This window comes from Streptomyces pseudovenezuelae (genome assembly GCF_001513955.1).
Taxonomy (GTDB): domain Bacteria; phylum Actinomycetota; class Actinomycetes; order Streptomycetales; family Streptomycetaceae; genus Streptomyces; species Streptomyces pseudovenezuelae.
Window position 1 is genome coordinate 660738 of the sequence record NZ_KQ948144.1, and the last position, 24248, is coordinate 684985.

The following is a 24248-nucleotide window of genomic DNA, read 5'->3' on the forward strand; positions in this document are numbered from 1 at the left end:
GCAGGGGGGTTTACCCCCTGAGGAGCCCGAGGAAGTGGGTCCAGGCGCGGGAGGGGAAGGTGAGGACCGGGCCGTCCGTGCCGAGTTTGGAGTCCCGGACGGGGACGAGACCGGGGACGGTGTCGGTGACCTCGACGCAGTTGCCGCCGTCGCCGTTGCTGTAACTGCTCGCGCGCCACTGTGCGTTGCTCAGGTCGAACTGGTGCATCGTCTGAGGTCCTCAGCCGCCGATCGGATCAGGGCGAGGGACGCCGCCGGCGACAGAGCGGCACCCCTGAGCAGATCGTAAGCTCGGCGTGCCTGCTTCACCACTGCCGGGCCGTCGAGGAGGCTTCCCGAAAACGACGTCTCTGTATAGGCGGTCGGTGGGGCGTCGTCGAACTCCATGAGGCGGAGCGAGCCGTTGTAGGCGGACGCTCCGGCTGAGAACGGCAGCACCTGCAGCAGCACCTTGCGTTCCTCGGCCATGACGAGCATGTGCTCCAGCGCCTGAGCCGCGATCTCGGGCCCGCCGACGGGGACGCGGAGCACGGTTTCGTGCACGATCACGCAGTACATCGGCCTCGTGGCGTCCTTGAGGAGCTGGGATCGCTCCATCCGGGCAGCGACCCTGTCGGCGATGAGCTCGTCCGTCGCGAGCGGGTGCGTCGCCAGCACGAGGGCTCTCGCGTATGCCGGTGTTTGCAGAAGTCCCGGTACGACCGTCGGCTCGAAGTCCCAGACAGTCGTCGCCAACCCCTCCAACTCCGCCGCCTGCGCGAAGTAATCCGCGTACCGCTTGTCGTCGATGAGCTTCCTGCACAACCGCTCGAAAATACCGTCGGTTTGTAGAACTTCATCGATCCGCTGCGAGATATCGAGTTGAGGTTTTCGAAAGGCCTGCTCGAACTGCCCGATGTAGGCGCCGGAGACGAAGACCCGTGACCCCAGCTCAGCCTGGGTCATCCCCACCTCCTCCCGCTGCCTGCGCAGTTCCGTTCCGAAGAACTCCCACGCCGCCTGTCGTGAACCATTGGCCATGGCCAACCCCCTTGTTCAGCCTTGCACTTGTAGTGCACAGACTCCTGCCGAGTGTAGGGAAAGAAGGCCACCGTGGAGAAGGGAAGAGTGAAACCCGAAAAAGGCGGGGAGTTCGATGAAATCGGAGTCAGGAGGGAATCGGTGGCGGAAATGCCCGTGGGTTCGTACGTCGTGGACACCAGTACCGGGAGGTCCGGCGTCGTGATGGGGCATGAGGGGCCGTACGTCCAACTCAGACCGCACGGCGGCGGCAGGGAGTGGGACGCGGTGCCGGAGGCCGTACGGGAGGCCACCCCGGCCGAGCGGCCGAGGATCACCACCGCGCTCCGGGCGGCGGAAGAAGGCAGACCGTAATCACGGTCACCGACGAGCACGCTCCCGGGTAGGCGAGAATGGGCTCATGAGTCTGTTCCGCGACCACGGCACCGTGCCGCGCACCCCGATCGGGGGTGTGCGATGAGTCTCTTCCGGGACGACGGGGTCGTGCTGCGGACGCAGAAGCTGGGGGAGGCCGACCGGATCATCACGCTGCTCACGCGCGGGCACGGGCGGGTGCGGGCCGTGGCCCGGGGGGTGCGGCGGACCAAGTCGAAGTTCGGGGCGCGGCTGGAGCCCTTCTCCCATGTCGACGTGCAGTTCTTCGCGCGGGGGAGCGAGCTCGTCGGGCGCGGGCTGCCGCTGTGCACACAGAGCGAGACCATCGCTCCGTACGGTGGCGGGATCGTCTCCGACTACGCCCGGTACACCGCCGGGACGGCCATGCTGGAGACCGCCGAGCGGTTCACCGACCACGAGGGCGAGCCCGCCGTGCAGCAGTACCTGCTGCTCGTGGGGGCTCTCAGGACCCTCGCCAGGGGTGAGCACGCCCCCCACCTCGTCCTCGACGCCTTCCTGCTGCGCTCCCTCGCGGTCAACGGCTACGCCCCCAGCTTCAGCGACTGCGCGCGCTGCGGCATGACCGGCCCGAACCGCTTCTTCTCCGTGGCCGCCGGAGGCTCGGTCTGCGTGGACTGCCGGGTGCCCGGCAGCGTCGTACCGTCGCCGCAGACCCTGGAACTCCTCGCAGCGCTGCTTACGGGAGACTGGGAGACCGCGGACGCGTGCGAGCCGCGGCACGTCCGGGAGGGCAGCGGGCTGGTGTCCGCCTATCTGCACTGGCACATGGAGCGCGGGCTGCGCTCCCTCCGGTACGTGGAAAAGTCGTAGAGCAGCACTGAGGAGACGAGAAGCACCATGGTCGTAAACGGGATCCTGGGGCGCCGGCGGCGCGAGTGCCGGGCGCCGGAGCCGCACCCCTCCGGGGCCCGCGCGCCCAAGCTCCCCGGTGAGCTGATCCCCGAGCATGTGGCGATCGTCATGGACGGGAACGGCCGGTGGGCCAAGGAGCGCGGCCTGCCCCGCACCGAGGGGCACAAGGTCGGCGCCGAGCGGGTCCTCGACGTGCTGCAGGGCGCGATCGAGGCCGGCGTGAAGAACATCTCGCTCTACGCCTTCTCCACCGAGAACTGGAAGCGCTCGCCCGACGAGGTCCGCTTCCTCATGAACTTCAACCGCGACTTCATCCGCAAGACCCGCGACCAGCTCGACGAGCTCGGCATCCGGGTGCGCTGGGTGGGCCGGATGCCCAAGCTGTGGAAGTCCGTCGCCAAGGAGCTCCAGGTCGCGCAGGAGCAGACCAAGGGGAATGACAAGCTCACCCTGTACTTCTGCATGAACTACGGCGGCCGGGCCGAGATCGCCGATGCCGCGCAGGCCCTCGCCGAGGACGTGAAGGCGGGCCGTCTCGACCCGTCCAAGGTCAACGAGAAGACCCTCGCGAAGTACCTGTACTACCCGGACATGCCCGACGTGGACCTGTTCCTGCGGCCCAGCGGCGAGCAGCGGACCTCCAACTACCTGCTCTGGCAGAGCGCGTACGCGGAGATGGTCTTCCAGGACGTCCTGTGGCCCGACTTCGACCGCCGTGACCTGTGGCGGGCCTGCGTCGAGTTCGCCTCCCGGGACCGCCGCTTCGGCGGGGCCGTCCCGAACGAGGAGCTGCTCGCCATGGAGGAAGCGATGAAGGGCGACCCGGAGGCCTGAGCCTCCGACCCGCCCGTCATCCGGCCCGCAGGATCAGCTGGTCGTCACCGCCGTGTCGTCGATCACGAAGCTCGTCTGGAGCGAGGAGTCCTCGACACCGGTGAACTTCAGGGTGACCGTCTGACCGGCGAAGGCCGACAGACTGAAGGACTTCTGGACGTACCCGGAGGCCGCGTTCAGGTTCGAGTACGTGGCCAGGGTCGTCGAACCGGCGGCCACCGTCAGCTTGTCGTACTGCGTGCTGGTGGTGGTCTCCGCCGTGTCGACGTGCAGGTAGAAGGTGAACGTCGTCCCCGTGCAGCCGCTCGGGACCGTCACCGACTGGGACAGCGTGTCGGTGTGGGTGGAGCCGTAGCCGTCCAGCCAGGCCTTGTAGGAGCCGGTGCGGGCGGCTTCGTCGGTGTCGTTGGTGATGACACCGGTGGAGGCGGTCCAGGTCGTGCTGCCCGACTCGAAGCCCGCGTTGCCCAGCAGCTGCGTCGAGGTGCAGCTGCCGCCGCCGGCCGCGTTCACGGTCCAGGTGAAGGACGCGGTGCCGGTCGCCCCGGTGCTGTCGGTGACCGTGACGGTCGTGCTGTACGACCCCGCGGTCGTCGGCGTACCGGAGATCGCGCCGGTGGAGGAGCTGATCGACAGGCCGGCGGGCAGTCCGGTGGCCACGTAGGTCAGTGAGCCGCTGTTGGTGGAACTCGCCGCGATCTGAAGGCTTACGGCGGTCCCGACCGTGCTGGTCTGGCTGCCCGGGTTGGTCACCGTCACGCCGGTCGACGGCACGGTGATGTGGCTGCCGACGTTGATGCCCGCGAAGGCGTTGCCGACCCCGGCGTACTGCGCGGAGCTGGTGCCGTACAGGGCGGCGGCCGCGTTCAGGGCGGCGGTGCGGGCCCCGGCGTAGTTGGTGCTGGACGTCATGTACGTCGTCAGCGCCTTGTACCAGATCTGCAGGGCGGCGGCCCGGCCGATCCCGGCGACGGCGACCCCGTCGGAGGTCGTGCTGGTGTAGGTCACGCCGTTGATCGTCTTGGTGCCGCTGCCCTCGGAGAGCAGGTAGAACATGTGGTTCGCGGGCCCGGACGAGTAGTGCACGTCGAGGTTGCCGACCCCCGAGTACCAGCTGTCCGCCGAGCCGCCGTCCTTGCTCGGCTTGTCCATGTACCGCAGCGGCGTGCCGTCGCCGTTGATGTCGATCTTCTCGCCGATGAGGTAGTCACCGACGTCGGAGGAGTTGTTGGCGTAGAACTCCACGCCGGTGCCGAAGATGTCGGAGGTGGCTTCATTGAGGCCGCCCGACTCGCCGGTGTAGTTGAGCCCGGCCGTGTTGGACGTCACACCGTGGCTCATCTCGTGCCCGGCCACGTCCAGCGAGGTCAGCGCGTGTGTGCTGCTGGTGCCGTCGCCGTAGGTCATGCAGAAGCAGTCGTCGTCCCAGAAGGCGTTGACGTACGCCGTGCTGTAGTGGACCCGGCTGTAGGCGGCGACCCCGTCGTTCTTGATGCCGCTGCGCCCGAAGGTGTTCTTGTAGAAGTCCCAGGTCTCCTGGGCGCCGTAGTGGGCGTCCACGCCGGCGGTCTGGGTGTTGGAGCCGGAGCCGGTGCCCCAGACGTCGTCGGCGTCGGTCATCAGGGTGCCGGTGCCCGAGGTGCCGTTGTTGAGGCTGTACGTCTTGTGGCCGCCGCGCGAGGTGTCGTACAGCTGGTACGTCGAACCGGACAGCGCGGTGCCCATGGTGACCGTGCCGCTGTACTGGCTGTTGCCGGTGCCGGTCTCGATGCCCTCGAACCGGGAGAGCTCGGCGCCGGTCGTGGCGTCGGTGACGACGTGCAGCTTGCTGGGCGTGCCGTCGTCCTGGAAGCCGGAGACCACCGTCTCCCAGGCCAGCTTGGGTGTGCCCGAGCCCGCCCAGATCACCTTGCGGGCGCTCTGCGCTGCCGGTTTCTCGGCCTTGAGCGTCTTGGCCGTCTTCAGTGCCTTGGTCTCGGCGGCCGCCTTGCCGAAGGTGGCGGTCGTGGACTTCACCGAGACGGTACGGCGGTTGTTGTTGAAGGTCGCGCCGAGTGTGCCCGTCGCCTGTGCGGCGGGGGGTGTGTGCACGACCAGGTCGCCGCCGAGGACGGGCAGGCCGTCGTAGGTGCGCTCGTAGCGGGTGTGCAGGGTGCCGTCGTTGTCCTTGACGACGTCCTTGACGACCAGCTTCTCCTTGGCGCCGAGGCCCAGGGAGTCGGCGGTCGTGGCGGCCTTGCCGGACGCGCTCTTGATCAGTGCCGTGCGCTGGGCCGGGGAGAGCTTGGCCTCCAGGCCTCCGGTGCGCAGCGGGCTGGGGTGGGGGGAGGCGGGCCCCGCGGCGGCGGGGACCGTCTGGACGCCTACGGCGAGGAGGGACGCGGCGGCCACCAGGGACGCGGCGATGGCTGATCTTCGTGGGGAGGGTCTCACTCGTACTCCTACTGCGACGACGGGGTGGAGGTGCCGTGCGGGAACTGCGTGAGAGCTGGCAGGAGAGTCGCACGGTTGTCCGGGTCATGTCATGCAGAGGAGGGGGAGACGAGGGTTATCCCTCGGCTCCCCTGTGTGTTCCTTGTGGATCAGGCCTGGGCGGCAGCGCAGTCCGCGCAGGTGCCGAAGATCTCCACGGTGTGCGCCACGTTGACGTATCCGTGCTCGGCGGCGATCGCGTCGGCCCACTTCTCGACGGCCGGGCCCTCGACCTCCACGGCCTTGCCGCAGACCCGGCAGACCAGGTGGTGATGGTGGTCGCCGGTGGAGCAGCGCCGGTAGACGGACTCGCCTTCGGAGGTGCGCAGGACGTCGACCTCGCCCGCGTCGGCGAGGTTCTGGAGGGTGCGGTAGACCGTGGTCAGACCGACGGCGTCGCCCTTGTGCTTGAGCATGTCGTGCAGTTCCTGCGCGCTGCGGAACTCGTCGACCTCGTCGAGGGCCGCCGCCACGGCGGCCCGCTGCCGGGTGGCGCGGCCCTTCACGGGCGGTCCTGCGGTCGTCACGGGTTCCTCCTTCGTTCGGCACCTGCCGGGCCATTGTGCCAGCCCGGCCTGTGCCCGGTCAGACGCCGACCGTGCCGTCCGCCTGCCGACTGGCCGGAATCGCACACTCCGCGGGGTCCGGGGCGGGTTGCGCGGCCGCCGCCGCCCGGGCCCGTCGCCTGGCCAGCGGGGTGGCCAGACCCGTCAGCACGATGAACGCCCCGATGGTCAGCAGCACGATCGTCGCACCGGGCGGCACGTCCTGGTAGTACGAGGTCACGGTGCCGCTGATCGTCACCGTCACGCCGATCGCCACCGCGATCGCGAAGGTGGCCGCGAAGCTCCGGGTGAGCTGCTGGGCCGCCGCCACCGGCACCACCATCAGCGCGCTGACCAGCAGCAGCCCGACCACGCGCATCGCGACGGTCACCGTCACCGCGGCCGTGACCGCGGTCAGCAGGTTGAGCGCGCGCACCGGCAGACCGGTGACCCGCGCGAACTCCTCGTCCTGGCTGACCGCGAACAGCTGGCGGCGCAGACCGAGGGTGACGAGCACCACGAACGCGGCGAGCACACAGATCGCCGTCACGTCCGACTCGGAGACCGTGGACAGCGAACCGAACAGGTACGACGTCAGGTTGGCGTTGGAGCCGCCGGGCGCGAGGTTGATGAACATCACGCCGCCGGCCATACCGCCGTAGAAGAGCATCGCGAGGGCGATGTCACCGCGCGTCCTGCCGTACCAGCGGATCAGCTCCATGAGTACCGCGCCGAGGACCGAGACCAGGGTGGCCATCCACACCGGCGACCAGGAGAGCAGGAAGCCGAGGCCGACGCCGGTCATCGCGACATGGCCGATTCCGTCGCCCATGAGGGCCTGGCGGCGCTGGACGAGGTAGATGCCGACGGCGGGGGCGGTGATGCCGACCAGGACGGCGGCGAGCAGGGCCCGCTGCATGAAGGCGTAGTCGAGGAAGTCCATCAGCTCAGCAGTCCCGTACGGATCGGCTCGTGGTCGTGGGGGTGGACGTGGTCGTGGCCCGGCAGGGCGTGCTGGCCGACCGCCCGCGGGGGCGGTCCGTCGTGCTGCACACAGCCGTCGCGCAGGACCACCGCCCGGTCGATCAGGGGCTCCAGCGGGCCGAGTTCGTGCAGCACGAGCAGGACCGTGGTGCCCTGGGCGACCTGTTCGCCGAGGGTGCGGGCCAGCACCTCCTGGCTGGCCAGGTCCACGCCCGCCATCGGCTCGTCCATGATCAGGAGTTCGGGTTCGGCGGCGAGCGCGCGGGCGATCAGCACGCGCTGGTGCTGGCCGCCGGAGAGGGCGTTCACGGAGTCCCTGGCCCGGTCCGCCATGCCGACCAGCTCCAGGGCCCGGCGCACGGCTGCCTTGTCGGCCTTGCGGAGCACGCCGAAGCGGGCGCGGGACAGCCGTCCCGAGGAGACGATCTCGGTGACGGTCGCGGGGACGCCGCCCGCGGCGGTGGTGCGCTGCGGGACGTATCCGACCCGCGCCCAGTCCCGGAAGCGTCCGCGCGGGGTGCCGAACAGCTCGATCTCCCCGGCGGAGGCGGGCACTTGGCCGATGATCGTGCGGATCGCGGTGGACTTGCCGGAGCCGTTGGCACCGAGCAGCGCGACGACCTCACCGCGGTGCACGGTGAGGTCGATGCCGCGCAGCACGGGCCGCGAGCCCAGGTCGGCGCGGACTGCGCGCAACGCGATGACGGACTCGCTCATGCCGGCCTCCGATGTCATTTCGCTCCCAGGGCGCCCTGCAGCGCCTTGAGGTTGGCTTCCTGGACCGCGAAGTAGTCCTTGCCGCGGGACTTGGCGGTGATGCCCTCGATCGGGTCGAGGACGTCCGTCTTCAGCCCGGCGTCGGAGGCGATGGTCTTGGCGGTCTTGTCGCTGACGAGCGTCTCGTAGAACACGGTCGTCACCCCGTCGGCCTTCGCCATCTTCTCAAGGTCCTTGACGCGGGCGGCGCTCGGCTCCGACTCCGGGTCCAGGCCGTTGATGGCCTCCTCGGTGAGGCCGTAGCGCTCGGCGAGGTAGCCGAAGGCGGCGTGGGTGGTGATGAAGACCTTGGTGCCGGTGTTCCTGAGCCCGCTCTCGAACTGCGTGTTCAGCGCGTCGAGCTTCTTCACCAGGGCCGCCGTGTTGGCCTTGTAGGCGGCCGCGTGGTCCGGGTCGGCCTTCTCGAAGGCCTTGCCGACTCCCTCGGCGATCTGCGCGTAGCGCACCGGGTCGAGCCAGACGTGCGGGTCGAGACCTTCGAGTTCGTCGTCGGGGTGGTCGTCGTGCTCGGCCGCGTGGCCGCCGACCTCGTTGCCGTGCTTCTCCAGCGAGGTGAGGGAGGCGGCGTCGATCTTCGTCCTGATCTCGGACTGGTTCACCGCGTCGTCGACGGAGGGCTGGAGGTTCTTGAGGTAGAGCACCGCGTCGGACTCCTGGAGCTGCGCGGTCTGCCGGGCGCTGATCTCCAGGTCGTGCGGCTCCTGGCCGGGCTCGGTCAGGCTCGTGACGTGCACGTGGTCCCCGCCTATCTGCTCGGCGAGGAAGGCCATCGGGTAGAAGGACGCGACGACGTCGAACTTGCCGGTGCCGCCCGCGACGGCGCTGTCGGTGGAGCAGGCGGAGAGGGCGGCGAGGGCCGCGGCCGCGGCGACCGCGGGTATGAGGTGACGTCGTACGTTCATGACAGTCATTTTCATCAAATATGGAAACCGTTGTCAACAAGGTCCGGGTCGCGAACCGATTTGATACCGGGGGTGGCCGCGCCGGTAACCTGAGGCATTCGCTGCCGTCCATTCGTCATGAAGAGAGCACCGTGGCCGCCGACAAGATCGACACCATCGTCAGCCTGAGCAAGCGCCGGGGCTTCGTTTTCCCGTGTAGTGAGATCTACGGAGGCCAGAAGGCCGCCTGGGACTACGGACCGCTGGGTGTCGAGCTCAAGGAGAACCTGAAGCGTCAGTGGTGGCGTTACATGGTGACGTCCCGCGAGGACGTGGTCGGTCTCGACTCGTCCGTGATCCTGGCCCCCGAGGTCTGGGTCGCCTCCGGTCACGTGGCCACCTTCACGGACCCGCTGACCGAGTGCACCTCCTGCCACAAGCGGTTCCGCGCGGACCACCTGGAGGAGGCGTACGAGGCCAAGAAGGGGCACGCCCCGGAGAACGGCCTCGCCGACGTGAACTGCCCCAACTGCGGCAACAAGGGCCAGTTCACCGAGCCCAAGCAGTTCTCGGGTCTGCTCTCCACCCACCTCGGCCCGACCCAGGACTCCGGCTCCGTGGCCTACCTGCGTCCGGAGACCGCGCAGGGAATCTTCACCAACTTCGCCCAGGTGCAGGTCGCTTCGCGTAAGAAGCCGCCGTTCGGCATCGCGCAGATGGGCAAGTCCTTCCGCAACGAGATCACGCCCGGCAACTTCATCTTCCGCACCCGCGAGTTCGAGCAGATGGAGATGGAGTTCTTCGTCAAGCCGGGCGAGGACGAGAAGTGGCAGGAGTACTGGATGGAGCAGCGCTGGAACTGGTACACCGGCCTGGGTCTCCGCGAGGAGAACATGCGCTGGTACGACCACCCGGCGGAGAAGCTCTCCCACTACTCCAAGCGCACCGCCGACATCGAGTACCGCTTCCAGTTCGGCGGCAACGAGTGGGGTGAGCTGGAGGGTGTGGCCAACCGCACCGACTACGACCTCACCGCCCACTCCAAGGCCTCCGGCCAGGACCTCTTCTTCTACGACCAGGAGGCCGGCGAGCGCTGGACGCCGTACGTCATCGAGCCCGCGGCCGGTGTCGGCCGCGCGATGCTGGCCTTCCTGCTCGACGCCTACGTCGAGGACGAGGCGCCCAACGCCAAGGGCAAGCTGGAGAAGCGCACGGTGCTGCGCCTCGACCACCGCCTCGCCCCGGTGAAGGTCGCGGTCCTGCCGCTGTCCCGCAACCCCGAGCTGTCCCCGAAGGCCAAGGGCCTCGCCCAGACGCTGCGCCAGAACTGGAACATCGAGTTCGACGACGCCGGCGCGATCGGCCGCCGCTACCGGCGCCAGGACGAGATCGGCACGCCGTACTGCGTGACGGTCGACTTCGACACCCTGGACGACAACGCGGTGACGGTCCGCGAGCGCGACTCCATGAAGCAGGAGCGCGTCTCCCTCGACCAGATCGAGGGCTACCTGGCCGGCCGGCTGATCGGCTGCTAGGTCCCCCGGCTGTCTTTGGCCCCCGATACAGGCCCGGCGCTGGCCCTGTGTCGGGGGCCGTTCGCTGTCCAGGCTGGCCTCATGAGCCTCGCCTTCCTCCTCACCACCCTCGTCGTGGTCGCCACTCCCGGCACCGGGGTCGTCTACACCCTCGCCGCCGGGCTCTCCCGGGGTCCTCGCGCGAGCGTCGTCGCCGCGTTCGCCTGCACCCTCGGGATCGTGCCGCACGTCCTGGCCACCGTCACCGGGCTCGCCGCGCTGCTGAACGCCAGTGCGGTGGCCTTCCGGACGGTCAAGTACGCCGGGGTCGCCTACCTCCTGTACATGGCCTGGGCGACCGTGCGGGACAAGGAGGTCATCGACGTCGACCAGGACGCGGCGCCCCGGTCCGCGGGCCGCGTGATCGTCCGAGGGGTGCTGATCAACCTCCTCAACCCGAAGCTGACGATCTTCTTCCTCGCCTTCCTGCCGCAGTTCGTGAGTCCGTCCGAACCGCACGCCCTGCCGCGCATGCTGGCCCTGAGCGGGGTCTTCATGCTGGCGACCTTCGTGGTCTTCGCCGGGTACGGGGTGCTCGCCGCCTCGGTCCGCAGCCAGGTGATCTCGCGGCCCCGGGTGATGGCCTGGCTGCGGCGGAGTTTCGCGGGGTCCTTCGTGCTGCTCGGGGTGAAGCTGGCGACCACCGACTGACAGATGGCGGCTGACAGATGACAGCTGACAGATATTGAAATCTGTCAGCTGTCATGGCAGGGTGGATCGCATGACGATGCGAACCCGAACCCTCGGAACCAACGGCCCCCAGGTCTCCGCCCTCGGCCTCGGCTGCATGGGCATGTCCGCGCTGTACGGCGAGGCGGACCGGACGGAGTCGATCGCGACGATCCACGCCGCCCTGGAGGCGGGCGTGACCCTCCTCGACACCGGCGACTTCTACGCCATGGGCCACAACGAGTTGCTGATCGGCGAGGCGCTGCGCACCGCGCCCGCCGCGCGGCGCGAACAGGCCCTGCTGAGCGTCAAGTTCGGCGCGCTGCGCGGCCCCGGCGGCGAATGGGCCGGCTACGACGGTCGCCCCGCCGCCGTGAAGAACTTCGCCGCGTACTCGCTCCAGCGCCTCGGCGCCGACCACATCGACGTCTACCGGATCGCCCGGCTCGACCCCGACGTCCCGATCGAGGAGACCGTGGGCGCGATCGCCGAGCTGATCGAGCAGGGGTACGTCCGGCACGTGGGCCTCAGCGAGGTCGGCGCCGAGACCATCCGCCGGGCCGCGGCCACCGCGCCCGTCGCGGACCTCCAGATCGAGTACTCGCTGATCAGCCGGGGTATCGAGCGGTCCATCCTGCCGACCACCCGTGAGCTGGGCATCTCGATCACCGCGTACGGAGTCCTGGCCCGCGGGCTGATCTCCGGCCACTTCAGCGCCGACCGGCGGCTCGGGGCGAACGACTTCCGCGCCCACTCGCCCCGCTTCCAGGGGGACAACCTCCGGCGCAACCTGGATCTGGTGGAGGCCCTGCGCAAGCTCGCCGAGCAGAAGGGCGTCTCGGTCGCGCAGATCGCGATCGCCTGGGCACTGGCCCAGGGCGAGGACATCGTCCCGCTGATCGGTGCCCGCAGCCGGGAGCGGCTCACCGAGTCGCTGGGGGCGCTGGACGTCGTACTGGACGCGGACGAACTGGCCGCGATCGAGGAGGCCGTGCCGGCGGACGCGGTGGCCGGGGAGCGGTATGCGGCGCCGCAGATGGCCATGCTGGACAGCGAGCGGTGAACGCCGGGCAGGGGAGAGGGCGCGAGGGCGGCTGTCGTAGGCCGGCCGCGGGCCGCCGGGGGCTGGTCGCGCAGTTCCCCGCGCCCCTCGGTGAGTGCGGTGCGGGCTGGTCGAGCGGTACCCACCCGGCGGCGCACACCGTGCCAGGTACCTTCTAGGCATGCCCCCGACCAGCGAGACCCTGACCGCCGAGCGCATCCTCGAAGCCACCGAGGATGTGCTGCGCCGCCACGGCCCGGCCAAGGCCACCGTGGTCGACGTGGCCCGCGCGCTCGGCGTCAGCCATGGCAGCGTCTACCGCCACTTCCGCACGAAGGCGGCGCTGCGGGAGGCGGTGACCAAGCGGTGGCTGGACCGGGCGACGGGCATGTTGGCCGAGATCGCCGCGCAGGACCGTGACCCGGAGGCCCGCCTGCGGGACTGGCTGGCCGCGCTCTTCGAGGCCAAGCGCCGCAAGGCGGGCGACGATCCGGAGCTGTTCGCCACCTACTCGGTCCTCACCGGTGAGAGCGTCACGACGGTCATCGAGCACCTCACCGAACTGACCGACCAGCTCACCCGCGTCGTCCGGGACGGCATCGACGCCGGCGCCTTCACCGTCGCCGACCCGGCCGTCGCGGCCCTGGCCGTCTTCCAGGCCACCGGCCGCTACCACGACCCCGTCTACGCCCAGGAGTGGGAACAGCCGGGCGCGGAAGAGGAGTTCACCGCACTGGTGGACCTGCTGGTCCGCGGCCTCAGGGCCTGACCGCGGCGGACCCGTCACGTCTTCGACGGGTCCACCGTCGCCTGGTGCGCCTGAGCCAGATGCTCCTCCGCCTTCAGCCAGGGCAGGAACTGCGCCCCCTTGCGCCAGCCGCAGGTGTCGCATCTGATCGTGCGTTGCGCACCCTTGCGCTCCACCTGGACGACGTGTTCGCGACCGTGCCGGTCCCAGCGGCTCACCTTGCTCGTGCCGATCTGCACCATGTGCCTCGCCTCCGGCTAGGAGTGTGCAGCAAGAACAACATCAACAGCAGTATCTTCACGGGGCGTTCGCCGGCCGGCCGTCCCGTCAGGCGACGGTCCGCGGCAGCCGCAGGCTCAGGACGCCGGTCAGGGCCACCCCGGCCAGCTGCACCAGGAGCGTCGTCACCAGGGCGTCCCGCATGCCCATGCCCGGTACCAGGGCGAGGAAGAGGCTGCCCAGCGTGGCCACGCCCAGCGCCAGGGACGCCTGCTGGGTGGTGACCATCACGCCACTGCCCACACCGGCCCGCGCGGGCGGCACCTCGGACAGCACGATCCGGAAGACCACGGGCAGCTGGAGCGCCTGGCCCACTCCGGCGATCGCGCCACCGGGCAGAAGGGGCAGCAGTCCGAGGTCCGGCCAGGAGGAGCGGGCCGCCAGGATCATCAGGCCCAGGCCGACCCCCTGGATCAGCGCGCCCGCGGTGACCACCCGGGTGCCGAAGCGGGTGATCAGCCGCGGCCCGGCGATGGACGTGCACAGGAACGTCACCGCGAGCGGGACCAGCGCCAGGCCCGCCTGGACGGGACTGCGGCTCGCCCCCTCCTGCAGGGCCACCGCGATCACGAACATGAACCCGGCGAAGCCCATCGAGAAGGGCAGGATCAGCAGCAGGCCGCGCCGCAGGGACACCAGCTCGAACAGGCTCGGGGGGACAAGTGGCGTACGGCCGCCCCGGTCCGCCCTGCGCTCCACCGCGAAGAACGCCCCCGCCAGGAACGGGAACGCCGCCAGCGACAGCCAGGTCCACAGCGGCCAGCCCGCCGCCCTGCCCTCGGTCAGCGGGGCGAGCAGCGCCAGCAGGGTCGCGGCCAGCAGGACCGTGCCCGGACCGTCCACCGGCTCGGGGCGGGGGGAGCGGGTCTCGGGGACCGTACGGGCCGCGAGGACCAGACCGACCAGCACGACCGGGACGTTCACCAGGAACGTCGCCCGCCAGCTCGTGCCCGCGATGTCGGCGGCCACCAGGACCCCGCCGAGGATCTGGCCCGCCACCATGGCGAGGCCCGCCGTGGCGCCGTACAGGCCCATGGCCCGCGCCCGGCGGGAACCGGTCGTCGACGACTGGATGGTGGCGAGGACCTGCGGCAGCATCGCGGCCGACGCGGCGCCCTGTGCGACCCGTGCCGCGACCAGCGTCCAGGCGGTGGGCGCGAGCCCGCACGCCAGCGAGGTCAGCCCGAACGCCAGCATGCCGCCCAGGAAGAGCCGGCGCCGCCCGAAGAGGTCGCCGAGCCGGCCGCCCAGGACGAGGAGGACGGCGTACGCCAACCCGTAACCCGCCACGACGAGTTCGAGGACCGACTCACTCGCGGAGAGGTCCGCGCCGATGCTGGGCAGGGCGACGTTGACGATGAAGAAGTCGATGAGGGGTAGTGCCGCGGCGAGCAGCACCGTGAACAGTCCGAGGCCGCCCAGCTCGGGTGGCGCGGCGGATCGGACGGGGCGTGTAGTCGTGGTTTCGGTCGTCACGCCTCAGAGCCTGCGCCTGGCCGCAGAGGGGTACCAGAGTCTTCTTATCCTGGTAGAAGAACCACCTGGCAACAGGGTCCCGGTGCGGGCAGGCTGGAGGCATGACCACCATGGCCCAGGAGAATGCCGTACCGGCGACCGCGTCCCTCTCGGCGATCCGGCGCCATGAGCTCGCCGCCTTCCTGCGCCACCGGCGCGAGCACATCGCCCCCGAACAGGTCGGCCTGCCCCGCGGCCGCCGGCGCCGCACCCCCGGCCTGCGCCGGGAGGAGGTCGCCCAGCTCTCCGCGGTCGGCGTCACCTGGTACACCTGGCTGGAGCAGGCCCGGGACATCCAGGTCTCCGTGCAGGTCCTGGACGCCCTCGCCCGCGCGCTCCAGCTGGACCCGAGCGAGCGCTCGCACCTCTTCCAGCTCGCCGGCGCGATCGACCCGACACCGGCCACCGCCTGTCCGTCGGTCACCCCCGCCATCCGGCAGGTTCTCGAACAGCTGGAGCCGGTCCCGGCCTGTGTGCAGAACAGCCGCTACGACATCCTCGCGTACAACCGCACCTACGGCCTGCTGCTCTGCGACCTGGACGCGGTGCCGCCCGAGGACCGCAACTGCATGATCCTCTCCTACACCAACGACGACTGGCGCTCCTCGATCATCCACCTGCCGGAGGCGCAGCGCCTGATGGCCGCCCGTTTCCGCGCCACCATGGCCGGACACCTCGCCGAGCCCGGCTGGAAGATGCTCCTGAAGCGGCTGCGCACCGAGTCCCCGGAGTTCCGCGAGGTCTGGGACCGGCACGAGGTCGTCGAACACCGGGGCCGCCGCAAGGAGTTCATGAACCGTCACGTCGGCCGTGTCTCGCTCGACCACACCGACCTGTGGCTCGGCCCCGAGGCGGGCCCGCGCATGGTGACCTACGCCCCCGCGGACGAGGAGTCCCGGCGACGGCTGGAGAAACTGCACGCGATCGCCCTGGAGCGGGCCTCACGCCTTCCGGCGTGAGCGCGATCTCTGCGGGCCCTTTCCTGCGGTACGTCGGCGGGGATGTGGAGGGGGCGGTGGCGTGCTGGGGTCTTGCGGGACGTGGAGCGGGCGGTGCTGCAGAGTGCCGGTGGGTCGGAGAGCGGGATTAGACGCTGACTCCGGCCGCTTCGCGAACCTTCACCGGCCGGGATGCGGTACGGCCGGTACGCCTGGACCCGGGGCGGCGGCACGCCGGGGCGTTGGGGGACGTGGAGCGGGCGGTGCGGCAGGGCGGGATTACGCGCTGACTCCCGCCGCTTCGCGGACCTCCACCGACTCCAGGCGCTCAGCCGTCCGTTCGGCGGTCCGCCGAGCCCAGGCCCCGCTGGTCACGGCGCCGAGAACCAGCACCGCGACCCCGCACCCGGCCAGGATCCACCACCCCGGCACGGCGGCGGACACGAACGTCTCCCGGTACGACGACGCACCCACCCCTGCGGCCAGAACGGCCCCGATCACCGCGACCCCCAGCGTCTGCCCGAGCTGACGGCTCGTGGAGGCGACGGCCGCCGCGACCCCGGCCTGGGCACGCGGCATACCCGACACCGCCGTGTTCGTGATCGGCGCGTTGACCAGCCCGAAGCCGATCCCGAACAGCACGTAGCCGAGGAACAGGGTCACGTCCCAGGTCTCCGCGTCGAACGCGGCGAACAGCACCCCGCTGGCGGTGATCATGACTCCGGCGGCGACCAGCGGCAGCCTCGGCCCCCGGCTCCCCACCAGCCGCCCGGCCAGGGGCGCGCACAGGAACATCGGCACGGCCATCGGGAGCATCCACAGGCCCGCGTGCAGCGCGTCCAGCCCCCGGACGTTCTGGAGGTACAGCGTCGACAGGAACAGGAACCCGCCCAGACCCGCGAACGCGCTGATCGCGATCACCGTGGCCCCGCTGAAGGGCGCCGACCGGAAGAAGCGCAGGTCGATGAGGGGTTCGTCGCGACGGGGTTCGTACCAGAGAATCCCGGCCAGCGCGACGAGGGCCACCACGGCGAAGGGCAGGACGTACGAGAACCCCGAGGCCGGCGCCTCGATGATCGCGTACGTCAGCGAGCCGAACAGCGCGATCACCAGGAGCTGTCCCACCGGGTCGGGGCGGCGGGCCTTGGGCGCCCGGGACTCGGGCACGTACCGCAGGGTGAGCAGCAGGGCCGCGAGCCCCACCGGCAGGTTGACCCAGAAGATCGAGCGCCAGCCGACCGAGTCCACGAGCACTCCGCCGACCAGCGGCCCCGCGGCCATGGAGATGCCGACGACCGCGCCCCACACGCCGATCGCCCGCGCCCGCTCGCGGGGGTCCGTGAAGGTGTTGGTGATGATCGACATCGCGACCGGGTTGAGCATCGAGCCGCCGACCGCCTGCACCATGCGGAAGGCGATCAGCGCCTCCAGGTTCGGCGCGGCGGAGCACAGCGCGGAGCCGATCGTGAAGACGACCAGGCCCGCCATGAAGACGCGCTTGCGGCCGATCCGGTCGGCCGTGGAGCCGGCCAGCATCAGCAATGAGGCGAGCACCAGGGTGTACGCGTCGATCGTCCACTGGAGGCCCGCCGTGCTCGCGTCCAGCCCCCGCTGCATGGCGGGCAGGGCGACATTGAGGGCCGTGGTGTCGAGGCTCACGATCAGAAGGCTCATACAGCAGATCGCGAGGACCAGCATGCGGCGACGATGGCTGAGCTCGGGCATGCGCTCCATCGTACGCCGATTTCGATAGTGCGTCTAACTAATGGTTAATGCATGATCCGTGCCCGGCCGCCGGCGGGGATGCGTGACAATGGGGGAATGCAGATCGGCCCGCACCCCGTCCAGCCCCCCGTCGTCCTCGCCCCCATGGCAGGGATCACCAACGCGCCCTTTCGCACGCTGTGCAGGGAGTTCAGCGGTGGCAAGGGCCTGTTCGTCAGCGAGATGATCACGACCAGGGCGCTGGTCGAACGCAACGAGAAGACCATGCAGCTGATCCACTTCGACGAGAGCGAGAAGCCGCGCTCGATCCAGCTGTACGGCGTGGACCCGGCCACCGTCGGCAAGGCCGTCCGCATGATCGCGGAGGAGGACCTCGCCGACCACATCGACCTGAACTTCGGGTGCCCGGTGCCCAAGGTCACGCGCAAGGGGGGCGGGTCCGCGTTGCCGTACAAGCGACCGCTGCTCCGGGCGATCCTGCGGGAGGCCGTGAGCGGGGCGGGGGATCTGCCCGTCACGATGAAGATGCGCAAGGGCATCGACGACGATCACCTCACCTACCTGGACGCCGGACGGATCGCGGTCGAGGAGGGCGTGACGGCGATCGCCCTGCACGGCCGGACCGCCTCCCAGCACTACGGCGGCACGGCGGACTGGGACGCGATCGCCCGCCTGAAGGAACACGTCCCGGAGATCCCGGTCCTCGGCAACGGCGACATCTGGTCGGCGTCCGACGCGCTGCGGATGGTGCGGGAGACGGGGTGCGACGGGGTGGTCGTGGGGCGAGGGTGCCTGGGGCGGCCGTGGCTGTTCGCGGACCTCGTGGCCGCGTTCGAGGGGCGTACGGAGGACGTCGCGCGGCCTTCGCTGCGGGAGGTGGCCGAGGTGATGGTCCGGCACGCCACGCTGCTCGGGGAGTGGATCGGGGACGAGTCGCGCGGGGTGATCGACTTCCGCAAGCACGTGGCCTGGTACCTGAAGGGGTTCGCGGTCGGCAGCGAGATGCGCAAGCGGCTCGCGATCACGTCGTCGCTGTCGGAGCTTCGGTCGGGCCTGGACGAGTTGGATCTGGACCAGCCGTGGCCCACGGGGGCGGATGGGCCGCGGGGGCGTACGTCCGGCAACAACCGGGTGGTGCTGCCGGACGGGTGGCTGAAGGATCCGTACGACTGTGCGGGGGTGGGGGAGGATGCGGAGTTGGAGACGTCGGGGGGTTGAGCGGATGCCCGGGTGCGGGTGTGTGGGGGCGGGCGTTTTTGCGCAGTTCCCCGCGCCCCTGGATGGGTGGGTTGCGGGTCGGGGCCGGGGTGGGGGGTATCCGTCCTCGGTCCGGCGGCTCGGCCCCTTCAGCAGTGCCCTGCAACGGACGCCGGCCGCTGCGGGCGGACACCCCCCACCCCGTCCCCTTGCCGCCGTACCCGGCCAACGGTTCCGTCGTGGTGCCGGTGACTGCACCTCCTTAGGGGCGCGGGGAACTGCGCGATCAGCCCCCACCGGCCCGCACCCACAACACGACCGGACCGTGGGGTCCGTAGCGGCGCCGGTGACTGCACCTCCTCAGGGGCGCGGGGAACTGCGCGATCAGCCCCCACCGGCTCGCACCCGCAATACGACCGAACCCCGCACCCCCGTAGGCGCCCCGCCCAAGCCCAGCGCAGCTGCCCGCGGGGAAACGCGCGACCAGCCCCCGCCGGACCGCGGAGCGTTACCCCTTGGACGGGTGTGGAGTCGAGCCGTAGGCCTTCAGGAAGCGGTCTCGGAAGGAGCTCATTTTCCAGACGGGGGCGTTGTGGGCCGGCTTCAGGCCGTCCGTCCAGTTCCAGGTCGTGATCTTGTCGAGGACCTTGGGGTCCTTCGCGACGATGGAGATCGGCACGTCACGGCTGGCGTTCTCGCCGCTGACCCGGGCGATCGGCTGGTGGTCGCCGAGGAAGACGAGGACAGTGTCGTCGCTGCCGTAGCGCTCCAGCCACTGGGTCAGTGACGTCACCGAGTAGGAGATGGACTTGCCGTACTCCTGCTTGGAGCGGGTGGGGTCGGCGATGATGTCGGAGGCCTTGTTGCCGGCCTTCTGGATGGGCTTGAAGATCGAGCCGTCGCCGAGGTCGTCCCAGTCGACCATCTTCGGGATGGGCGCCCAGGGCTGGTGGCTGGAGGTCAGGATGATCTCGGACATCAGGGGCTTGTCGCGCTTCTTGCCGTGGACCTGGCGCTGGTAGGCCTCCAGGGCGTACTGGTCGGGCATCGTCGACCAGCTGAACTTGGGTCCCTGGTAGCCGAGTTGGAAGGCGTTGTAGACCCTGTCGAGGCCGTAGTACTGCTGTTCCGGCCAGCCCTTCTGGACACCTGGCATGACGCCGACCGTGTCCCACGCGCCGGTCTTCTTGAAGGCCTTGGTGAGGCTGAGGTGGTCGCTGGCCATGACCGTGCGGTAGCGCTGCTGGTTGTCGATCCAGAGGCCGGAGAGGGTCGTCGAGTGGCCGAGCCAGCTGCTGCCGCCGTACGTCGCCGAGGTCAGCCACCCGCTCTTCGCGTGGAAGCCGGCCTTCGCGAGGGCCGCGGTGCTCGCGTCGAGGGTCTTGTCGACGCCGGGCGCGATGCCCGGGTCCTCGACGGCGCTGCGGCCGTAGCTCTCGATGAAGGTGAAGATCATGTCCTTGCCGCGCAGATCGGGCACCAGCTGGGCGCCCGGTGTGTTCCCGAAGGCGTCGACCTTGGCGACCTTCTGGAACTCCGCCTCGTCCCGGACGGTGTACAGCACCCGCTTGGCCTGGAGCGCGGTGAGCGCGGCGGTGTGCTCGGAGGCCAGCGGAATGCCGAAGACCTGGAGACCGAGGGCGGCACAGGTGACCCAGACGGTGGCGGCGAGGAGCGTTCCCCGGGTGGCGGTCCGGCGGTCCAGGACCAGCAGGCCGCTCAGCCGGACCATCGCCAGCGTCATGACGGCCAGCAGCAGGAGCACGAGGACGATCACGCCGATCACGGCTGCGACCGCCACGGCCCCGCCCATCGAGTCCGCGACGTACGACTGCGCGTCGTCGAGCAGCTCCCAGTCCAGGACGGGATTGAAGGGCCGCCCGAGATAGTCGTTGAACCCCATGTCGAGCAGGTTCAGGATCGTCATCACGCCGAGCCCCGCGCCGGACACCGCGGCCACCACCAGCCGCGGCCGGCGCGGCAGGGCGAGCATCACGGCCGCCCCGAGGATCGCCTCGGCCGGGATCCGCACGAACGCCCGCGGGTGCAGATAGACGACCTTGTTCGGCAGGAGCAGGGCGCCGAGGACGAGCAGGGCGGCTAGGACGTTCAGGGCCCACCGCGTGTTGCGTGCGGCGGTGGGGTGGGTGTCCCGCCAGGAGGGCTTCCCGGCCGGCGTACCGTCCCCACCCGTCGATTCGGCCTCGGGTGATGTGCTCTCTGCAAGGGTCTCGGACACCCGAGGGTCCTTCCGTACGGGTCCTGGTAGGAGGCGGACCCGATATGGGGTCTCGGATCCGCCACATTCCCGTACGTCCGGCTTCCGGCGGCAGTTCACCGCCGCGGGCAAACACCGGGCAAACGCGTGGTCAACGGTCAGGTGAGGGCTTTTCCCACCCGCGGGGCTAGGCGCCTCCGACCGCGGTCAGCAGCGCCAGGGGTGCCGCCGCCGACCTGGACTCCCGCACGCACGCGTGCGGATACGGCACCGGCTCGCCGTGGGACTCCCGCCCGTACCCCGCGAGCACTTCCGGCAAGCGGTGTCCGGTCGCCGTCGCCGCGTCCACCAGGCCGTGCGCCACCGCCCGCGCCTCGTCGTGCAGTCCGTACCGGGCCAGACCCAGCGTGATCAGCGCGTTGTCGTGCGGCCACACCGATCCCCGGTGGTAGGAGAGCGGGTGGTAGGCCGACTGGCCGGAGGCCAGGGTGCGTACGCCCCAGCCGGAGAAGAAGTCCGGCTCCAGCAGGCGCCGGCCCACCAGCTCGCCGTACTCCTTGTCGAGCAGCCCGGACCACAGCAGATGCCCGGCGTCGGAGGCCAGCGCGTCGACCTGGCCGCCCTCTCCGTCCAGTGCGAGGGCCGGGAACGAGCGGTCCGGCATCCAGAAGTCCCGCTGGAACCGGTCCCGCAGGTCCGCCGCGGCCTGTTCGAGGAGGGCCGCGTACGTCTCGTCCCCCCACACCGTGCGGGCGACCCACGCGGTCCGGCGCAGCGCGTCGTACGCGTAGCCCTGGGCGCCCGCGGCCATCACCGGGCCGTTCGGGCGGGTCCCGTCGGCGCCGCAGATCGATCCCGGGGAGTCCTTCCAGTTCTGGTTGGCCAGGCCCCCCTGGTCGGCGCGGTAGACGAGATAGCCGCGCGAGGTGAGGCCGCCGTGGTCGAGCATCCAGCCGATCGCGGCGCGCGCGTGGGACTCCAGGCGCCGGGCGAGGGCGGCGTCCCCGGTCTGCTCCACGTAGGCGCCGAGCAGGACGAGGAACAGCGGGGTCGCGTCGACCGAGCCGTAGTAGCGGCCGTACGGCACCTGCTCGAAGTGCGCGAGCTCGCCGTGCCGCACCTCGTGCACGATCTTGCCGGGCTGGGCCACGGAGGCCGCGCCGATCTCGGTGGCCTGGGTCGCGGCGAGCGCGGGCAGGGTCGCGGCGGCCAGCTGGGGGCGGTAGGGGAGGGCGAAGAGCGCGGTGAGGAGGGCGTCGCGGCCCAGGAGGGTGAGGAACCAGGGCGCTCCGGCGGCCGGGACGCGCAGGTCCTCGCCGTCCGGGCCGGTCGCCGGGACCTGCAGCGAGGCGAGGTCGGCGAGCCCGCGGGCGCAGGCGGCGGCCAGCTCCGGCCAGCCGGTCGGGAAGGCGACACCCTCCACGAACTCGCCCTCCATCGCCAGGAGTTGACGGTTCAGGGCGGCGGGGGAGCTCGGCACCCGGCGGGTCCGCCGGTCGCCGTGCGGGCGGGCCATCACGCGCAGGGTCAGCTCGGCCGTGCCGTGCGGCTCCAGGTCGAGCGTCCAGACCAGGCGCCTGGCTCCGGTGCCCGTCTCCTCGACGCCGTCCGGGGCGGGCTCGGCCGTCACCGTCGTGGACGAACGCCATTCGCGGCGCTGGTAGCCGAACTCCACGCCGTCGTCGAGGACTTCGCGGGTGCGGGTCGCGCCGGTCTTCGTGTAGGTGCGGTGGTCGGAGCGGAGTTCGAACTGGTCGGTGAAGTCGGCGTCCGCGGTGACCGCGAGCCGGACCGTCGTCGCGACCGGGCGGTTGCTGGTGATCCGCAGGGATTCGACGAACGAGCCGTCCCCCACCGCCTGTTCGCGGAAGAGGGTGTGCGCGGGGGGTTCCTGGCGGCCGCCTCGCGGGACCAGGACACAGCGCGCGGTGTCGCCGTCGGCCACCGGCGACAGGGCTTCCGGCACCGCGCCGTCGACCGTGAGCTGCCAGCGGCTCAGGTGCCGGGCGTCGCGTACGAACAAGCCGTCCGGGGAGCTGCCGCCGCCCCGTACGCCGCTGATGTCCCCGCCGTCACCCACGGCAGCGAACGTCCCGCCGTGCACGAGCAGATGATGCCGGTCCGTCATCGCCGGTTCCCTCCCATGAATCCCATGTCCGCCGTGACTGTGGTGTCGCTGTGCAGCAGGTCGAGCGCGAGCGCGGCGGTCCAGCTGAAGCCGGTCGCCCCGCAGGCCTCGCCGGTGTACGGGTCGACGTACTCCGCGAAGTCGGTGGCCTCCGCCAGGTCCAGCACCGACTCCCGCAGCGCGTCGGCCTGCCGGTGCTCCGCGTGCGTGCGCAGCCCACGCTCCACGAGCCACGCGGTGTTGAACCAGGCCGGTCCGCGCCAGTAGCGGTGCGGGTCGAAGGCCTCGCCGAGGAGGTCGTGGCTGGGCACCAGGCGGGTGGTGGTGCCCAGCCCGAAGTGAGGGCCGGACACGGTACCGAGGAGGGTCCGGACGATGTCCCGCGGCAGGCCGGGCAGGAGCAGCGGGATCAGTCCGGAGACACCGCGTTCGGGGATCAGGGTGCCGCGGCCGTCCGGGGCGGGGGCCCTGAGGTCCCGGCACAGGAACATTCCGCTCTTCGGGTCCCACAGCCGCTCCACCAGCGCCGCCGTCAGCCGCTCCGCGCGCGCGTGCCGGGCCGTGCCGGGTGCGCCCAGTTCGGCGGCGATCCGGGCGAGGGCGTGCTCGGAGGCGACGAGCAGGGCGTTGAAGGAGGGGTCCTCGACGGCGAACCCGCCGGTGCCGACACCTCGACTCCCGCCCGGCCCGTCCCGGTACCCGCCGTCCCGGTAGTCCGTCGCCAGCCGTACGTACCGTCCGTAGTCCAGGTCCGTCGGCCGGTCCTCGGCCGCCCCGTGGTCGAGGTCGGCGCGGCGGAAGGAGCGGGCCGGGGCCGGGGTCACCCGGGAGAGCGGGAGGTCCCAGGCGGGGCTGTTGTCCATACCCTGTTCCCAGGGGTGCACGACGGACGCGAGGCCGCCGCCGCCCAGGTCCCGGCGGTGCAGGAGATAGCGGTGCCAGGCGGCCAGGCGCGGGTACACCCGGGCGAGGAAGCCGCGCGCCCGGGACAGGCCGGGGTCGGCGCGGTGGACCAGCCAGGCGGCCAGGGCGTGCACCGGTGGCTGCACGATGCCGGACGTCTGTACGGTGCGCGGGGCGCCCGCCGGACGCCCCGCGGTGGAGGAGCGCCAGAAGTCGGGGCTGGGGAAGTACGCGTCGAGCGGTACGGAGGGGTTGAAGACGATGTGCGGGACGCGCCCGTCGCCCCACTGGGCCGCCAGCAGGGTCTCCAGCTCCGTCTGCGCGCGCAGCGGCGAGAGGTGGCGCAGGCCGATCGCGATGAACGCGGAGTCCCAGGACCACTGGTGCGGGTACAGACCGCGTGACGGGACCGTGGAGGCGCCGGTCCAGTTGCCCTCCAGCACCCTTGCCGCCCTCGCGTGCAGCGGAGGCGGTGAACCCGGCGGATCGTATGCGATCGAACGCTCCGCGGAGGGGGTGATGAGCTGGGCAGTGCGTTCCACTCGGGGCTC

22 protein-coding genes are annotated in these 24248 nt (G+C 70.8%); 9 read left to right on the forward strand and 13 right to left on the reverse strand.

The window, feature by feature from the left end; genetic code table 11:
* Positions 1-10: 10 nt before the first annotated feature.
* Both AQI94_RS02815 and AQI94_RS02820 read right to left on the reverse strand, forming a co-directional pair.
* Positions 11-208, reverse strand: a complete 198-nt coding sequence (locus AQI94_RS02815) for a DUF397 domain-containing protein (protein WP_031042972.1) — start codon at positions 206-208, stop codon at positions 11-13.
* Positions 190-1020, reverse strand: a complete 831-nt coding sequence (locus AQI94_RS02820; RefSeq protein ID WP_031042974.1) for a helix-turn-helix domain-containing protein — start codon at positions 1018-1020, stop codon at positions 190-192. The genes AQI94_RS02815 and AQI94_RS02820 overlap by 19 nt, the downstream gene beginning before the upstream one ends.
* 150 nt (positions 1021-1170) lie before the next feature.
* Here AQI94_RS02820 and AQI94_RS02825 point away from each other — a divergent pair, with 150 nt between their 5' ends.
* From AQI94_RS02825 to AQI94_RS02835, 3 genes are all read left to right on the forward strand, one after another.
* Positions 1171-1374, forward strand: coding sequence for a hypothetical protein (locus AQI94_RS02825; protein WP_031042979.1), 204 nt, complete (start codon positions 1171-1173; stop codon positions 1372-1374).
* A gap of 102 nt (positions 1375-1476) precedes the next feature.
* On the forward strand, positions 1477-2226 hold the full coding sequence (recO, locus tag AQI94_RS02830; RefSeq protein ID WP_031042994.1) for a DNA repair protein RecO: 750 nt from the start codon (positions 1477-1479) through the stop codon (positions 2224-2226).
* A gap of 27 nt (positions 2227-2253) precedes the next feature.
* Positions 2254-3102, forward strand: a complete 849-nt coding sequence (locus tag AQI94_RS02835) for an isoprenyl transferase (RefSeq protein ID WP_031042999.1) — start codon at positions 2254-2256, stop codon at positions 3100-3102.
* 33 nt (positions 3103-3135) lie between these two features.
* Here the strand turns inward: AQI94_RS02835 and AQI94_RS02840 are convergent, their stop codons facing one another.
* The 5 genes from AQI94_RS02840 to AQI94_RS02860 all read right to left on the reverse strand — a co-directional run bounded on the left by AQI94_RS02840 (position 3136) and on the right by AQI94_RS02860 (position 8782).
* Positions 3136-5535 (reverse strand): M4 family metallopeptidase, encoded by a 2400-nt coding sequence (locus tag AQI94_RS02840; protein WP_031043004.1) that lies wholly within the window; start codon positions 5533-5535, stop codon positions 3136-3138.
* A 149-nt stretch (positions 5536-5684) separates the two neighbouring features.
* Complete coding sequence (locus tag AQI94_RS02845) at positions 5685-6101, reverse strand: Fur family transcriptional regulator (protein ID WP_031043010.1); 417 nt, start codon at positions 6099-6101, stop codon at positions 5685-5687.
* 58 nt (positions 6102-6159) lie between these two features.
* A complete protein-coding gene (locus AQI94_RS02850) occupies positions 6160-7062 on the reverse strand; it encodes a metal ABC transporter permease (protein WP_031043012.1) in 903 nt (300 codons plus the stop codon).
* A complete protein-coding gene (locus tag AQI94_RS02855) occupies positions 7062-7838 on the reverse strand; it encodes a metal ABC transporter ATP-binding protein (protein WP_078902689.1) in 777 nt (258 codons plus the stop codon). The genes AQI94_RS02850 and AQI94_RS02855 overlap by 1 nt, the downstream gene beginning before the upstream one ends.
* A complete protein-coding gene (locus AQI94_RS02860) occupies positions 7835-8782 on the reverse strand; it encodes a metal ABC transporter substrate-binding protein (RefSeq protein ID WP_031043017.1) in 948 nt (315 codons plus the stop codon). Before AQI94_RS02860 ends, AQI94_RS02855 begins: the two co-directional genes overlap by 4 nt.
* Before the next feature lie 131 nt (positions 8783-8913).
* Between AQI94_RS02860 and AQI94_RS02865 the strand changes: the two genes are divergently transcribed.
* From AQI94_RS02865 to AQI94_RS02880, 4 genes are all read left to right on the forward strand, one after another.
* Complete coding sequence (locus AQI94_RS02865; protein WP_031043018.1) at positions 8914-10296, forward strand: glycine--tRNA ligase; 1383 nt, start codon at positions 8914-8916, stop codon at positions 10294-10296.
* Positions 10297-10377: 81 nt separating this feature from the next.
* Positions 10378-10986, forward strand: coding sequence for a LysE family translocator (locus AQI94_RS02870; RefSeq protein WP_031043020.1), 609 nt, complete (start codon positions 10378-10380; stop codon positions 10984-10986).
* 70 nt (positions 10987-11056) lie between these two features.
* On the forward strand, positions 11057-12067 hold the full coding sequence (locus tag AQI94_RS02875; protein ID WP_031043034.1) for an aldo/keto reductase: 1011 nt from the start codon (positions 11057-11059) through the stop codon (positions 12065-12067).
* 160 nt (positions 12068-12227) lie between these two features.
* A complete protein-coding gene (locus tag AQI94_RS02880) occupies positions 12228-12815 on the forward strand; it encodes a TetR family transcriptional regulator (protein ID WP_031043036.1) in 588 nt (195 codons plus the stop codon).
* Between the two features lie 14 nt (positions 12816-12829).
* Here AQI94_RS02880 and AQI94_RS02885 read toward each other — a convergent pair whose 3' ends face one another.
* Entirely contained in the window at positions 12830-13036 is a 207-nt protein-coding gene (locus tag AQI94_RS02885; RefSeq protein ID WP_031043037.1) for a hypothetical protein, read from the reverse strand.
* A gap of 85 nt (positions 13037-13121) precedes the next feature.
* Positions 13122-14549, reverse strand: coding sequence for an MFS transporter (locus tag AQI94_RS02890; protein ID WP_031043039.1), 1428 nt, complete (start codon positions 14547-14549; stop codon positions 13122-13124).
* A gap of 101 nt (positions 14550-14650) precedes the next feature.
* Between AQI94_RS02890 and AQI94_RS02895 the strand changes: the two genes are divergently transcribed.
* Positions 14651-15547, forward strand: a complete 897-nt coding sequence (locus AQI94_RS02895) for a helix-turn-helix transcriptional regulator (protein WP_031043041.1) — start codon at positions 14651-14653, stop codon at positions 15545-15547.
* A 258-nt stretch (positions 15548-15805) separates the two neighbouring features.
* Here the strand turns inward: AQI94_RS02895 and AQI94_RS02900 are convergent, their stop codons facing one another.
* On the reverse strand, positions 15806-17251 hold the full coding sequence (locus AQI94_RS02900) for an MFS transporter (RefSeq protein WP_031043043.1): 1446 nt from the start codon (positions 17249-17251) through the stop codon (positions 15806-15808).
* 96 nt (positions 17252-17347) lie between these two features.
* On the opposite strand from AQI94_RS02900, the gene dusB reads away from it, so the two are divergent.
* Positions 17348-18469: a tRNA dihydrouridine synthase DusB gene (dusB, locus tag AQI94_RS02905; RefSeq protein ID WP_031043045.1), complete on the forward strand. Its 1122-nt coding sequence runs from the start codon at positions 17348-17350 to the stop codon at positions 18467-18469.
* Between the two features lie 487 nt (positions 18470-18956).
* Here dusB and AQI94_RS02910 read toward each other — a convergent pair whose 3' ends face one another.
* The 3 genes from AQI94_RS02910 to AQI94_RS02920 all read right to left on the reverse strand — a co-directional run bounded on the left by AQI94_RS02910 (position 18957) and on the right by AQI94_RS02920 (position 24239).
* Positions 18957-20687 carry an LTA synthase family protein gene (locus AQI94_RS02910; RefSeq protein ID WP_031051449.1) on the reverse strand — a complete coding sequence of 577 codons (1731 nt, stop codon included), beginning with the start codon at positions 20685-20687 and terminating at the stop codon, positions 18957-18959.
* 166 nt (positions 20688-20853) lie between these two features.
* Complete coding sequence (locus tag AQI94_RS02915; RefSeq protein ID WP_031051451.1) at positions 20854-22794, reverse strand: amylo-alpha-1,6-glucosidase; 1941 nt, start codon at positions 22792-22794, stop codon at positions 20854-20856.
* Positions 22791-24239, reverse strand: coding sequence for an MGH1-like glycoside hydrolase domain-containing protein (locus tag AQI94_RS02920; RefSeq protein WP_031051454.1), 1449 nt, complete (start codon positions 24237-24239; stop codon positions 22791-22793). The genes AQI94_RS02915 and AQI94_RS02920 overlap by 4 nt, the downstream gene beginning before the upstream one ends.
* Positions 24240-24248: the final 9 nt, after the last annotated feature.

Bases quoted from the DNA above. Each gene is read 5' to 3' on its own strand.
- AQI94_RS02880 (WP_031043036.1), top strand. From the start codon at position 12,228: ATGCCCCCGACCAGCGAGACCCTGACCGCCGAGCGCATCCTCGAAGCC.
- AQI94_RS02825 (WP_031042979.1), top strand. From the start codon at position 1,171: ATGCCCGTGGGTTCGTACGTCGTGGACACCAGTACCGGGAGGTCCGGC.
- AQI94_RS02855 (WP_078902689.1), bottom strand. From the start codon at position 7,838: ATGACATCGGAGGCCGGCATGAGCGAGTCCGTCATCGCGTTGCGCGCA.
- AQI94_RS02870 (WP_031043020.1), top strand. From the start codon at position 10,378: ATGAGCCTCGCCTTCCTCCTCACCACCCTCGTCGTGGTCGCCACTCCC.
- AQI94_RS02900 (WP_031043043.1), bottom strand. From the start codon at position 17,251: ATGCCCGAGCTCAGCCATCGTCGCCGCATGCTGGTCCTCGCGATCTGC.
- AQI94_RS02815 (WP_031042972.1), bottom strand. From the start codon at position 208: ATGCACCAGTTCGACCTGAGCAACGCACAGTGGCGCGCGAGCAGTTAC.
- AQI94_RS02835 (WP_031042999.1), top strand. From the start codon at position 2,254: ATGGTCGTAAACGGGATCCTGGGGCGCCGGCGGCGCGAGTGCCGGGCG.
- AQI94_RS02895 (WP_031043041.1), top strand. From the start codon at position 14,651: ATGACCACCATGGCCCAGGAGAATGCCGTACCGGCGACCGCGTCCCTC.
- AQI94_RS02850 (WP_031043012.1), bottom strand. From the start codon at position 7,062: ATGGACTTCCTCGACTACGCCTTCATGCAGCGGGCCCTGCTCGCCGCC.
- AQI94_RS02915 (WP_031051451.1), bottom strand. From the start codon at position 22,794: ATGACGGACCGGCATCATCTGCTCGTGCACGGCGGGACGTTCGCTGCC.
- dusB (WP_031043045.1), top strand. From the start codon at position 17,348: ATGCAGATCGGCCCGCACCCCGTCCAGCCCCCCGTCGTCCTCGCCCCC.
- AQI94_RS02875 (WP_031043034.1), top strand. From the start codon at position 11,057: ATGACGATGCGAACCCGAACCCTCGGAACCAACGGCCCCCAGGTCTCC.
- AQI94_RS02820 (WP_031042974.1), bottom strand. From the start codon at position 1,020: ATGGCCAATGGTTCACGACAGGCGGCGTGGGAGTTCTTCGGAACGGAA.
- AQI94_RS02860 (WP_031043017.1), bottom strand. From the start codon at position 8,782: ATGAACGTACGACGTCACCTCATACCCGCGGTCGCCGCGGCCGCGGCC.
- recO (WP_031042994.1), top strand. From the start codon at position 1,477: ATGAGTCTCTTCCGGGACGACGGGGTCGTGCTGCGGACGCAGAAGCTG.
- AQI94_RS02885 (WP_031043037.1), bottom strand. From the start codon at position 13,036: ATGGTGCAGATCGGCACGAGCAAGGTGAGCCGCTGGGACCGGCACGGT.